General features: G+C 39.8%; 13 protein-coding genes. 9 read left to right on the top strand and 4 right to left on the bottom strand.

Annotated features, from left to right (window positions below):
- Positions 1 to 71 precede the first annotated feature (71 nt).
- Positions 72 to 482 (top strand): DUF6559 family protein, encoded by a 411-nt coding sequence (locus tag CSC79_RS14500; RefSeq protein ID WP_099296477.1) that lies wholly within the window; start codon positions 72 to 74, stop codon positions 480 to 482.
- A 425-nt stretch (positions 483 to 907) separates the two neighbouring features.
- Positions 908 to 1,231 (top strand): DUF2834 domain-containing protein, encoded by a 324-nt coding sequence (locus CSC79_RS14490; RefSeq protein ID WP_099296475.1) that lies wholly within the window; start codon positions 908 to 910, stop codon positions 1,229 to 1,231.
- 100 nt (positions 1,232 to 1,331) lie between these two features.
- Here the strand turns inward: CSC79_RS14490 and CSC79_RS14485 are convergent, their stop codons facing one another.
- The 3 genes from CSC79_RS14485 to CSC79_RS14470 all read right to left on the bottom strand — a co-directional run bounded on the left by CSC79_RS14485 (position 1,332) and on the right by CSC79_RS14470 (position 5,282).
- Entirely contained in the window at positions 1,332 to 2,069 is a 738-nt protein-coding gene (locus CSC79_RS14485) for a DUF3726 domain-containing protein (RefSeq protein WP_054205521.1), read from the bottom strand.
- 10 nt (positions 2,070 to 2,079) lie between these two features.
- Entirely contained in the window at positions 2,080 to 3,789 is a 1,710-nt protein-coding gene (locus CSC79_RS14480) for a hypothetical protein (RefSeq protein ID WP_099296474.1), read from the bottom strand.
- A 593-nt stretch (positions 3,790 to 4,382) separates the two neighbouring features.
- The gene (locus tag CSC79_RS14470; protein WP_064436013.1) at positions 4,383 to 5,282 is read right to left on the bottom strand and encodes a LysR family transcriptional regulator; all 900 of its coding nucleotides are present in this window, start codon (positions 5,280 to 5,282) and stop codon (positions 4,383 to 4,385) included.
- A gap of 93 nt (positions 5,283 to 5,375) precedes the next feature.
- Between CSC79_RS14470 and CSC79_RS14465 the strand changes: the two genes are divergently transcribed.
- The 7 genes from CSC79_RS14465 to CSC79_RS14435 all read left to right on the top strand — a co-directional run bounded on the left by CSC79_RS14465 (position 5,376) and on the right by CSC79_RS14435 (position 12,775).
- Positions 5,376 to 6,821, top strand: coding sequence for an aldehyde dehydrogenase family protein (locus CSC79_RS14465; RefSeq protein ID WP_054454132.1), 1,446 nt, complete (start codon positions 5,376 to 5,378; stop codon positions 6,819 to 6,821).
- Between the two features lie 14 nt (positions 6,822 to 6,835).
- Entirely contained in the window at positions 6,836 to 7,828 is a 993-nt protein-coding gene (locus CSC79_RS14460) for a dipeptidase (protein WP_099296473.1), read from the top strand.
- An 87-nt stretch (positions 7,829 to 7,915) separates the two neighbouring features.
- Positions 7,916 to 9,475: a BCCT family transporter gene (locus tag CSC79_RS14455; protein WP_054205516.1), complete on the top strand. Its 1,560-nt coding sequence runs from the start codon at positions 7,916 to 7,918 to the stop codon at positions 9,473 to 9,475.
- Between the two features lie 148 nt (positions 9,476 to 9,623).
- Positions 9,624 to 9,998 (top strand): RidA family protein, encoded by a 375-nt coding sequence (locus tag CSC79_RS14450; RefSeq protein WP_099296472.1) that lies wholly within the window; start codon positions 9,624 to 9,626, stop codon positions 9,996 to 9,998.
- Between the two features lie 104 nt (positions 9,999 to 10,102).
- The gene (locus CSC79_RS20005) at positions 10,103 to 10,285 is read left to right on the top strand and encodes an MFS transporter (RefSeq protein ID WP_143483834.1); all 183 of its coding nucleotides are present in this window, start codon (positions 10,103 to 10,105) and stop codon (positions 10,283 to 10,285) included.
- Positions 10,286 to 10,739: 454 nt separating this feature from the next.
- Complete coding sequence (locus tag CSC79_RS14440) at positions 10,740 to 11,807, top strand: porin (protein WP_099296471.1); 1,068 nt, start codon at positions 10,740 to 10,742, stop codon at positions 11,805 to 11,807.
- 227 nt (positions 11,808 to 12,034) lie between these two features.
- A complete protein-coding gene (locus tag CSC79_RS14435; RefSeq protein WP_099296470.1) occupies positions 12,035 to 12,775 on the top strand; it encodes a hypothetical protein in 741 nt (246 codons plus the stop codon).
- A 61-nt stretch (positions 12,776 to 12,836) separates the two neighbouring features.
- Here the strand turns inward: CSC79_RS14435 and CSC79_RS14430 are convergent, their stop codons facing one another.
- Positions 12,837 to 13,028 (bottom strand): EAL domain-containing protein, encoded by a 192-nt coding sequence (locus tag CSC79_RS14430; protein ID WP_099296469.1) that lies wholly within the window; start codon positions 13,026 to 13,028, stop codon positions 12,837 to 12,839.
- Positions 13,029 to 13,117 lie beyond the last annotated feature (89 nt).

The raw sequence follows: 13,117 nt of genomic DNA, 5'->3' as shown, positions 1-13,117 counted from the left end.
ATACATCAATAAAAATAAATTTTAAATGAGTAACTCTGTAGGCTCGTTAAATAACTCAAGGAAGGTTGACTATGTTTCAAGGTTTTTTCAAAAGACGTAAAATCAAAAAATATGCTAGAAGCCTGCCTTTAGTCTTGAAGGCACAATACGGATATAAAAAATATTATACTCAAGCGCAGGTAGATAGTGTTATCAAACGAAAGAGAATTGGTAATCACAGTAGTACGGATGTGATCGATAACTGCTATGCATATGCAATGTATTGTTCCCCAGCAGAATTTAAAAATATTTATGATAGTGCTGGCGAGTCTTGCGATTATATTGCTATGCGTAGTGATGTATCTGATACTTTATTTAACGGAGTATCTGATTTTTCATTCGCCACACTTTTAGCCGAATCATCAAATTCAGCGTTAAGTTCTTCGGGGAGTTTTGGAGGCGGAGATGGCGGTACAGATGGCGGCGGGGGAGGTGGTGATTAGTCGTCACTCAGTAATATACCCAAGCCACCTCAAGATGCAGTTTCAGTTGGAGTTAAAAGCGATTTAGGCAAGGCATTGATTGCAAATAATGGTTGTTCCCTTGTTAAAATCAATAACGCTGTATAAATCGCTTTTAAACCAACCCGTTGGGCGTTTCACAGGCGCTTACTCTCAGCGTTGTTACTTTTTAAAAGGGATGACCATTGTTGCAAAGTAACGCCTTGATATTAAACACCTGTGAAACGCTGAAGTCTGTATCTTGAGGCGGCTTGGGTATATGATACTCCTTGTTTTTTAAGGAGTTGGTACTTCGGGCTTTCGGGTTCGTAAGCCCAAATCTCATGCTACTTTTTATAGCGACAAAAAATGGCTCTGCGTAGTCTAAGTCAATAGTAATTATTAGACTCCATAGGTAGGAGCAAGTTTTGTCTAAATTATATTTATTTTTAACGGTGCTTGGCATTGCTATTCCTTTTGGTGCATTTATTCCTTGGTTGGTAAATAATGGGTTAGATTTTACGGCTTTATTTTATGCTGCAGTCATTAACCCAATTAGCATTTTTGCTTGGTTAGATGTGTTAGTTGCTGCTTTGGCATTATTAATATTTATCGCTGTAGATGGTAAAAGAAACAAAGTTAAATACTGCTGGTTGGCAATTCTTGGAACGTTATCTATTGGCGTGTCTTTTGGCTTTCCTTTGTATTTATATTTAAAAGAAAAGCAGTATTTAGATTTAAAAAAGGCCTAAGTAGGTGTGGGGGGGGAGTTGGGTGAGTTTTTATATTTTTACTCCACAGGTAAGCAAACCTCTTAACCTGAAATTAGGCTGAGAGGTTTGTATTATTAAATTAGCGCCCGCCGGCATCTAACCTTGAGCGTTCGGTATTTTCTACTAAAACACCAGCCCCTAGTTTATTTATTTTTTGCCATGTACTTTCATCTATCTCAATACCAAAATCGACTGATTTTTCTTTGTTTTTTTCAATTTGCTTAGGTGTAATAATCAAGCTATCACTGCTTTGCAACGACGAGGTTAGGTCAACACGTGAGCTGCATATAATGGTGAGTGCTTGCTTATCTTCACCATTGGTTATGAGATTAGTAACTGCTTGACTATAACTTGGGTAGCGTTTGCCTGAGCAAATAGCTGCGGTGTGCTCGGTGACGGTATCGCTGCCATTTTTCCAATAAGCGGCTGCGCTGATCCCTCTACGACCTCGGTCTGTTAGTGCTTTGAGAACAAACATCCGGTTATGGCAGTTATGTACTGTGACTGTTGCAATTCCTACCTCAAGTGCTTTTGCATGAGCAAGATCAACGGCGGCGGCAATGCAATTGAGTGCACTGCGGTGATGAGCATCGATGATGGCTGAGGTACTATCTTCGTAAATTACATTGCTTAATGGTTTGTCAAAATCATTACAAATGTAGGGGAGCGCATGTTTAAGTTCAGTTAAACCATTTAAACCATGTTTTTCTAGCCATAGCACCATGTTTGCAGCGTCTTCGTAATTGCCAACAAAATAGCCGCTTGCTTCAAAGCACCTGCGTAAAGAGGCTTTAAATTCATTCATTGAAATATTCACAGTATTTTCCTCATTGCTTTGGGATCAATGGCATAAACCAATCATCACTAAATGGTTTACCGATGTCTTCAAGTAATGGTGCACCTTGAAACATAGTGTTTCTAACCCATAATCGTGAACGAGGGTCAAACTTACTTACACCAAAAAAAGCGAGTTTGCAGCGCAGTAAATGCATTGGCAGTACGTTTTTATCAAGTAAATTTGCCTGGATATCACCATACACACAACGGTCCATACCTTGAATGCGTCTAACAATTCCGCGTAATTTTGGGTGAGCAACCATGAAGCGGGCGGTTATCTGACTTGGGTTTGCTGTCATGTAGTCAACCAAGATGTTATAGCATTTTCGTACAGCGTAACCGACGGCTAATGCCATGGCTTTCTTTTTACCTTCTACGTCAGCAATACTGCCTAGGCGCGGCTCCATTTTTTCTTCTGATCGATACCAGTAGGTTTCGCGCGCGCCTTCTGCGTCAAAGTCAATCGCCAACGCCCAGTCATAACGGCGTTCAATTACCGCTTTTAATTGGTGTAGTGGCATCAGTGGATCTAAATCAAGGTTTTCATCAGCGCAGTGAAAATCTTCTAGATCATCAACCAGTTCAGGGTAAAGTTCGAGCATAACTGAGACAAGGATTTCTTGGCTTTGCAGCGAGCAGTGCTGCTCACTAAAGGCAATTAATTCATTCCAGCTAGTAAAATTAGTGACTACCTGCTCAGTTAGCTTATTCATTTCTTGGGCGAGTATGATGTTGTGTTGAGTTTGCTGCTTATCTTCGGTGATTGTTTCATGTGTATGTTGCGCACAACGTTTTAGTAGTTCAAGCAGTGTTGTTTTGATTTGTGATGTAATAGCACCGAGTGAGCGAATACGGGCGAGTGCTAATTCGCGCATTTCAATCCATTGGTTAATTAACACAGGATGATTAACTAAGTAGGGTGCCATGCCAAGGCCAGTTGAGTTACCTATGCCAAAGTAACGTTTAATATCGGCGCGCATTGGTGTGAATGTTTGTTCGTTACGGTGACGTGCAATATGCTCCACTTGTAGCAAACTAAAGTTACGTAGCATAAAGCAAACAAACATTTCACTGGCAAATGGACGTGCAAAATCGCGATGTTTTTGTTGTACTTTTTCCCAATCAGCCATACCTAGCTTACCACTACCGTATACGGCTGTAGTACGATAGAGATAACCCACTTCGGCAATTTTACTTACATCGGGTTGTTGTCCTGTGGCCAATTGATTTACTACGTAATCAAAATTGCGAGCGCTGCGGTTTGCACGTGATAATACAAATACACGGGAGTCTACGCGTCCAGCCTCTTGTTTTGGTACATTTTCTTTTAACTTTGCAATGTACTCAGGATTAACACGGCCTTCAACTAACGCCATGGTTAAATCCCACTTCGTTGCAATTACGCGGTCGTTGCGCTCTTCAGGTAATAATAAGTCTGAGAATAATACAAAACTAAACAGCCCATCAGACGCGTTCACTTCATAAACAACAGTACCAAACCCGTCGTTGTTAAGCTCAAAAGTGGCCAATTCAATCTTCCACCGTTCACGAAAAATTCTACGTACTAAAGTACGCATAAAACTTAACCGGCTTTGGTGCAAAGAACCTAATCGTTCAAGGTTCATTACTTGGCTTGGGGGGCGAAGTGGTAGTGCGTTATCACCCCAAAGTGAGGCGCGGATATCTGCATGTTTAGTCATGTTAATGATCTCTTTTATACAGTTTTAATACCTAAAATCTTTTTATAATAGCAACTCAGTTATGGCTGTTAACCACCTTCGTTTTTATTTATTAAAATGTTTAGGCAATGTGTGTTCAAAACTGGTTTTTATATAAATGGTTCTTCATTTTTGAACCAAAATTTACATTGTTACAAGTCAAAAAAGTCTATCTGTTGATAAGTAAAACTTATTGCTTGAATTCAAGTCTTGCTAAAACACATTAGGGCGTGTTGATCTTTCGTGATTAATTTTGCAGCAGTATGTTTGGTATTTAGGCAAGGTATAGCTTATGTAGTGTGGTTGTTCCCATAAATAGGCGATAACGCAGTATAAATGCCAAACATGCGCTGCCCAAAGGGTTCTTCCTAGGGGCGATTGACTCTTTGTTACCTACACGGATGTAGGTAAGGGGCGTGAGCAGGACGCGGAAGCTTTGCTCGATTTTTACTTAGCCCGCTAGGTTACAAACCTCGCGCCGCGATTAAATCGCCCCTAGATTGAACAAATTTCAATCCACAAAGGTCAACACGCCCTAGCATATAGCCTATAAAATGGAATTTGATAGGCCTGCTTTATTGTTGCGCCGCCCCCTGTTTTAAAATGAAATCAGCGAATGCTTGAGCTGCTGGTGAAAGTGATGAGTTTTTAAGTTGCACGATACCAATTTGACGTATCACATGAGGTGTTTTTAAGGGAATAAAACACAGTGTTTTATTGTGCTCTGGAAACGCAAAGCGTGGCAATGTTGTAATACCAATACCTGCTTCGATCATGGCGATTAACGAGAGCATATTGGAAATATAAAATTGTGAACCGTCAAGTAAAGGAGCTGCTTCGGTTTCTTCTAACAAGCGCGATGTGCCATTACTAATTAAGCGTTGATCATGTAAATCCTGCCAGTGCAGCTCGCTATTATTCGCAAGTGGGTTTTCGTTGTGGCATACCACGCCAATCTCGTCCTGCCAAATTGGAGTAAATAAAATATTATTATGTTCGTGACCATGAGGGAGGCTGGCAATACCAATATCCACTTGTTGCTTTTCAATTTTTCTTAGTACTGCTTCTGAGTTGTCATCGTAAAAACTGATATGAAGATCCGGTGAATCAGCAACAAATTTAGACAATAAATTAGGCAAGAGCCGACATGCAATAGAAGGTACAGAGGCGAGCCGTAAATGCCCTGATTTATTGTTTCGCATTAACATCATGTCTTGCGAAATGCTGTCGTGATGAGCAATTAGCTCCTTTGCTTTAGGTAAAAAATGTTTACCAAAAGGGGTTAACTCCGTCATCGTACTTTTAGTGCTACGCTTTTCAAAAACGTCGGCGCCTAATTTATTTTCAAGGTCGCGTATTGATAAGGAGATAGCAGGCTGCGTACGACACGCCTTTTGCGCAGCATAATGAAACCCTTTTAATTCAGCAACCCAGACGAAGTGACGAAGTTGAGCAATCTTAAATTCAGGTAACACGATAAGTTTTCCTTATCAAAAGATATTAATTATTAATTTTAGTTATTAAAGCATGCTTCTTATACTGAATCCAATTAATTAATGGAGGTATTTATGTCATCAGTTTCAGTTTTTTGTAATTACATCGCAGGTCAATGGGTTGAAGGTGCAAGCTCTATTGCTAATGTTAGCCCAGCAGATTTAAGCGACACGATTGGACATTATGCCCAAGCCGATAAAGCCCAAACCGAGGCTGCCCTTGATGCTGCAGTCGCTGCTCAGCCTAAATGGCAAGAAAGTGGCCTTGAAGAACGCTACCGCGTATTAATGGCAATTGGTGATGAGTTAATCGCTCGTAAAGATGAATTAGGTAAGTTACTAGCACGAGAAGAAGGTAAAACATTGGCTGAAGGTGTTGGTGAAACCTATCGTTCAGGGCAGTTTTTTCATTATTATGCAGCAGAAGTGTTGCGTCAAATGGGCGAAACTGCTGACTCGGTTCGCCCTGGTGTTGAAATTCAAACGCACCGTGAACCCGTGGGCGTTGTGGGTATTATTACACCATGGAACTTTCCAACGGCAACCGGAGCATGGAAAATTGCGCCTGCATTAGCATTTGGTAATGCGATTATATTTAAACCTGCAAATCAAGTGCCTGCAAGTGCCTGGGCGCTAACTGAGATTATTTCTCGCCAAGGTTTACCATCAGGTACATTTAATTTAGTAATGGGCCCAGGTGCTGAGGTGGGTGATTTACTTATTCATTCCAAAAAAATTAATGCTTTAACATTTACCGGCTCTTTGGAAACTGGCCGAAAAGTAGCAGCGGCAACCGCAGTCAACTTAGTCAAGTGTCAGCTCGAAATGGGCAGTAAAAATGCATTAGTAATATTGGATGATGCAGATTTAGACAATGCTGTGGAATGTGCAGTTGGCGGCGCTTTCTTTGGTACAGGGCAAAAGTGCACCGCGTCTTCACGATTAATTGTAACTGAAGGGATCCATGACCGCTTTGTAGCGGCTGTTATCAAAAGAATGGAACAGTTGGTTGTTGGCCACCCACTTAAAGAGGGCGTGCATATTGGCGCGGTAGCCGATGCCCGCCAAATGGAGCAGAACCTTCGCTATTTAGACATTGCTAAAAATGAAGGTGCTACCTTGGCTATTGGCGGTGAAGTTGTGACAGAGGATACCGAAGGTTACTACCTAAAACCGGCATTATTTATTAATACTACAAATGATATGACCATCAACCGTGAAGAAGCATTTGCGCCTATTGCTTGTGTGATCAAGGTTAAAGACTATGAAGAAGCGCTTGCGACCTTAAACGATACAAACTACGGCTTAACCGGTGGAATTTGCACTCAGTCTCTTAAATATGCGACCGATTTTAAGCGTCGCGCACAAACAGGATGTGTAATGATCAATTTACCCACTGCGGGTACTGATTACCATGTGCCCTTTGGTGGCCGTAAAGAATCTAGCTTTGGGGCACGCGAGCAAGGCACGTACGCTAAAGAATTTTACACTGTGGTTAAAACCACTTATATCCGTTCATAACCAAGGAAAGTGCTATGCATGACAACCTAATAGTTATTGATGGCTTGCAATATTCTAATTGGAATAGGGCTATCTTTGAACAGTTAAAAAGTGGCGGTGTAACAATGGTCCACGTGACCATTGTTTACCACGAGCAAATTCGCGAAACATTGCTTCGAATAGGGCAGTGGAACCGTCTTTTTGAGCTGCACCACGATTTAATTATGCCGGTTAAAAGCACGGCTGATATCTACTTAGCAAAAAAGCTAGGCAAAGTAGGCATTATGTTTGGTGCACAAAACTGCTCTGCGATTGAAGACGATATTGCAATGATTGAGATCATGCGTGAGCTAAACTTGATGATTATGCAGTTAACTTACAACAATCAAAGTTTATTAGCTTGTGGTTGTTACGAAGCCGTTGATAGTGGTGTTACGCGCTTTGGCCGGCAGGTTATTAAAGAGATGAACCGCGTAGGGATGATTGTTGATATGAGCCACAGCGGTGAGCGTAGTACGCTTGATGCGATTGAAATATCGCAGCGACCAATTGTTATTTCGCATGCAAACCCCAGTAGTTTTCATGCTGCAAAGCGTAATAAATCAGACGAGGTATTAAAAGCATTGGGAGAGTCTGGTGGGTTACTGGGCTTTAGTTTGTATCCGTTTCATTTAAAAAATGGCCCAGATTGCACTCTCGATGAGTTTTGCGACATGGTGGCTAATACCGCTGATCTAATGGGGATTGATCATATTGGAATTGGCACCGATTTATGCCAAGAACAACCGATCTCGATTTTGCAGTGGATGCGCAACGGTCGCTGGTCAAAAGAAATGGATTATGGGGAAGGGTCTAAATCAGATGCTGATTGGCCAAAACCTTTGTCTTGGTTTAAAGATAGTCGCGACTTTCCTAATATCACTCAAGGTTTACTGGCGCGTGGCTTTCATGATGAAGAAGTAGCAAAAATAATGGGCTTGAATTGGTTGAATTTCCTTGACCAAGGGCTACAGGCACAAAAGGTATAAAACGGATTTGGTGTAAGGAGCAATAGCATAGTATCAACGTAACATCTTGATAAATTATAACTAAAAGAGATCCATCAGGAGACGATAATGAATACCTCTAAAACAGCAATAGAACAGAGTGAGGAAGATAAAACCAAAATTAAGTTTTTGGCGGGTGTCGATATGCCCGTGTTTTTAATTAGCGGCGGGGTGTTGGTGCTGTTTGCAGCGTTAGCACTTTACGATATTCAGCTTATGTCGGGTTGGATCAACGCGGCTTTTACTTTTTCTACTCAGACCTTTGGTGCTTTTTGGCAAGTACTTTTACTTTTAACTTTTGTGATTGGTATTTTCTTAGCCGTAGGTCGAACGGGATCAGTTGTTTTAGGGGGATTAAAAGCGCCTGAAATTTCTACTTTTAAATGGATTTGCATCATTATGTGCACACTTTTGGCTGGTGGCGGTGTATTTTGGGCTGCCGCCGAACCCATGGCACATTTTACTTCGCCGCCACCACATTTTGGCGGTGAAACAGGCACCAAAGAAGCTGCTTATAATGCGTTAGCGCAAAGCTTTATGCATTGGGGGTTTTTAGCGTGGGCAATTCTAGGGAGTTTGACTGGTATAGTTTATATGCATTTACATTATGAGAAAGGCTTACCGCTAAAGCCACGCACTTTATTATACCCGGTGTTTGGTGATCGCGTAATGACAGGTCCTTTTGGCGCTATTGTTGATTCGTGCTGTGTGTTAGCGGTTGTTGCGGGCACTGTTGGGCCGATTGGCTTTCTTGGTCTACAGGTGAGCTTTGGTTTAGAAAAGTTATTTGGAATACCTAACACTTATACAACGCAAGTTGCTATTTTATTTAGCTTAATCGGTATTTACACTTTATCGGCAGTCAGTGGTGTTACTAAAGGTATTCAATTATTGAGCCGTTTTAATGTGATTCTAGCTGTGGCGCTAATGGTGTTTATTCTTGTGATGGGACCAACCGCTTTTATTGTTGATAGTTACTTGCATTCTTTTGGTCTGTATCTAAATGAATTTATCCCTATGGCGACCTTTCGTGCTGATAAAGGCTGGTTAGACTGGTGGACAGTGTTCTTTTGGGGTTGGTTTTTAGGGTATGGCCCTTTAATGGCGATGTTTGTTGCACGGATCTCTCGTGGCCGAACGATTCGTGAAATGATCTTATTGATTTCTGTTGTAGCCCCTGTGATCACGTGTTTTTGGTTTACTATAGTGGGTGGTTCAGGCTTGTTTTTTGAGCTGACTAACCCTGGTGTTATTTCTGTGCCGTTTACTGGTTTTAATCTACCTGCCGCCTTATTAGCAATCACAGAGCAGCTACCCATGGGCTTTGTTATCTCGGTATTATTTTTAATACTCACCACTATCTTTGTTGCCACAACGGGCGATTCGATGACGTATTCGGTGTCAATGGTTATGACAGGCACAGATCACCCGCAAACCTCAATTCGCGTATTTTGGGGAATTATGATGGGGGTAATGGCAGCCTTATTAATTTCAATTGGCTCAGGCGGTATTTCTGCATTGCAGTCTTTTATTGTGGTCACGGCGGTGCCAGTGTCGTTTGTACTATTACCGTCACTTTGGACAGCGCCACAAATTGCTAAAAAAATGGCAGATGAACAAGGCTTATAAACTCAAATAAAAGAGGCAAATATAACGGCCTCTTTTATTAATTAAATAATTACAAAGTCCTATGTTGTCCCAACAGCATGGGCAAATAACCAACCACAACCAACTGTAATGTTAATTACTTACTTAAATAACCAGAGCAGAAATTAAAATGAAAACACCTGTTAAAACTAATTTATTTGCATCAAAGGCGCCGTTAGAGTGGGCTATTATTGCAAATGGCACATTATCGACGGCGCAAATCCCGATTGATTCACAAGGCAACGTTGTCGATGGCGGTATTACAGCTCAAGCCCGCCAAACAATGGAGAACTTTAAGCATACAATTGAAGCCGCAGAGTTGACGATGAATGATGTAACGCAAGTACTTATTTATGTTACTGACCGTTCACAACTGCCAGCGTTTAATGCGGTTTACACTGAGTATTTCCAAGCGCCATACCCAAACCGCGCCGCAATGATTGTGGCAGGTTTAGCGCGTGAAGAAATGTTATGTGAAATTGTTGCCTACGCAGCTGTTCCTTAAAACGCATAATTAGGCCTGCCCATACAGGCCTAATACCTACAGAACTTCAAAGTACAGTATTCCCCCGTCTTACTTGCTCAATCAGCAACTTTTTTAAAAGGATAATGCATGCGAACCACGTTTATATCTTTCTCGCTTTGTTTACTAGCTGCTTTATCTTGTTATTAGGGAATGGTTTGATCAATGTGCTATTGCCTGTTCGAATGGGGCTTGATGGTGTTGATTTAGACACAATTGGTATGGTGCTGTCGCTTTATTTTGTTGGGTTGTTAGTGGTCGCTATTTAAAGCACTAATTTAATTCGCCGTGTGGGACACATTCGTATGTTTGCCGGATGTGTTGCATTAGGGGCTGTGAGTATTCTTATTTGCAGTATTTACCCAAGGCAGCGCCTATGGTGTGCGGTTGCTCCCCATAAATAGGCGGTAACGCAGTATAAATTCCAAACATGTGCTGCTATTTAAACCATTTTTGACTTTGATCTTCTGATTAGCCATGTAGAGGGGAAAATAAAATAAAACTAATTATTTTTATTTAAATGTAAATTATTTAATTGAATCTAATATATTATATTTCTGGTTTTATTAATAAGGATTACTTATTAATTTATTAAATTTATTGATTTCACTATTTGTCTTGTTGTTCTTATTATAATCAACGTAATTAATAATAAAAATGAATGGTTGAAACCAGCTTGACTAAGTCTTGTTTGGAAAATAATTTTAACACTGGGGAAATATTATGAAATTAGTAACACAACTTCTATTAGTAGCAACACTTGTAACACCCGCAGTAGCAAAGGCAAATAGTGACCTATTCAATTGGTACGGTAGTATTCGTGTACAAATACAAGACACTAATAAAGGCAATGTAGAATATAAAGACAATTATTCTCGTTTAGGTGCGTTTGGTAGCGCTGAAATTATGGATGGTATAAAGGCTACGTACAACTTTGAATTTAGGCTGTTTACAGATGATGGTTCATTTGCTGGAAATGATACACGTGCTCGTCTTGCTAACGTGGGTTTAGAAGGTAAGTTTGGTTCTATTTTAATAGGTAAGCAATATTCACCGCATTGGAATTTTACAGATAATGCCATTGATGTTTTTGCAGATATTGACGAATCAGCAGGATGCACAAACGAATCAACAGGCGTTATTTGTCATACTCATCGCTATGGTTTGTGGGCCGTAGATGCCGCTGGAAATGGGCATTATATCGAATATTTGCGCCCTGATCGTGCTGTTACGTACATGACACCTGATATGGATGGCTTTCAAGCAGCACTCATGGTGGTTACTAATAATGGTGACGTAAAGGCAAACCTTGCAGGTGATAAAGATGAAAGTATCGTTGGTTACAATTTAGCAGCTAAATATATTATAGGCGATTTCACTGTTTCAGCATCGCGTTATGACCTAACAGGTATGGTAGGAGATAATAAAGTAGATGCAGTTCAAGTTGCTTACAACTGTGGGTCGTTGAGCCTAGCTGCCCGCTATCAGGACTCCAGTGATGTTCGTTTTTACGCTGGTTTAAAAGCAACGGGTGAAATTGTTAACGAAAAAGTGATAGAAGTATATTCGGGTTATAAATTAGGGGATTTTCAGCTTCAAGCAACGTATGCCGATGTAGCAATGGACTCTGTTAGTGGTTTAACAGTCGATACAAATCAAGCCATCTTTGATGTGATATATAATCATAAAGCGGGGAGTTTTTATATTGAATATAGTATATGGGGAGATGAAGCTGAAAAGGTCTATGAAGCTGAAGATAAAATTTTAATAGGTTATAGGTTTGACTTTTAATATTCTTAATAATTTAAAATGGCAAGTCACCGCTTAAATAAGTGGTGATTTTTGTTCATAAAATTAATAAAAACGATAAAGCTCACGGTTTTTTTAATCTTTTTTATTGGTTTAATTATGAAAATTGATCTTAAACATAATTATTACACTTTTTTACTTTTTTGTTCTTGTTAAAGGTAAGTTTAAATGTAAACTCTGCAAAATTGTTAACTGTTGGTATATTTATAATGATGAAATTTAATGTAAGTTTAATTTTTTTAGGGTTGTTAGTAAGTGGTTGTACAAGCGAAACTGAATCTGATCTTTTGAAAACAAAGGCAATTCAGGCTGAGTATCGAATTAGCTCTGATGGTGAGCACACTAAAATAAACGCGGAGCTAAATACAGGTAACTCATTTGGGTCTAATATCCGCTTGTCAAATGGTGATAAGTTATATGCTGAAGCGGCAGGTAAACGCATTACGCTTACAGAAGACACCGACTTATTAGATATTGATTACGAAGGGAAGTTTGATATAACGCAAGGGAATACAAAATTTAGTATCGATTTGGTTAGAAAAGATGAGAAAAATGCGGAGTCTGAGGTTGAGTTGCCACTTAATTTTATCATCCTAGCACCGAGTAATGGTATATCAATTAAGTACAATCAACGTGTAACTGTTCAATTAGATGGCTTAGATCCGGCCAGTAAAACAGAGCTTGTTTTAAACTACGGGTGTGATGATTCAAATGGCGGCACGTTTACAGGATCTGCAAGTACCACAATTGCAAATATTGCCAGCTTTGACTTTAATTTAAGTGAAAAAGACATTTTAGATGCGAATGCGCAAAACAGTTACAAAAACTGTGAGGTAGATGTTGTCGTAAATAGATACAGAGAAGGCACAATATCAAAAGAACTTGCAGACTCAAGTTTTATTAGCGCCTATCAAGTAAGAGAAATAAAAGATATTAAATTCACCTTTTAATTCATTATTTATTAGTAGTTATTTAAACACTGTAAATGTGAACGGTGTTTAAATAACTATATTATTGAGTAAATACATATAACGCTTCAAATTCAGCCTCCGGTAAAGGTCTACTAAATAAATACCCTTGACCTTCCTGGCAGCCAAACTTAATCAGCATATCTAAATGTGCTTGTTCTTCAATACCTTCACCTACGAGCTGTAAATTCAGAAAATAACAAACAAAGATAAAATAACAAACAAAGACACCCATTATAAAGTTTGTATTTCGGCAATTTTTTACTAACGTTTAACTAGTGTGAAAATTGAACAGGTTGAAATGTGGCTACTGCAAGAAAACGT

It is taken from the genome of Pseudoalteromonas sp. 3D05 (genome assembly GCF_002723455.1).
Lineage (GTDB): Bacteria > Pseudomonadota > Gammaproteobacteria > Enterobacterales > Alteromonadaceae > Pseudoalteromonas.
Note: the sequence above shows the minus strand (reverse complement) of the source record. Positions and strands in the feature narration are given on the sequence as shown.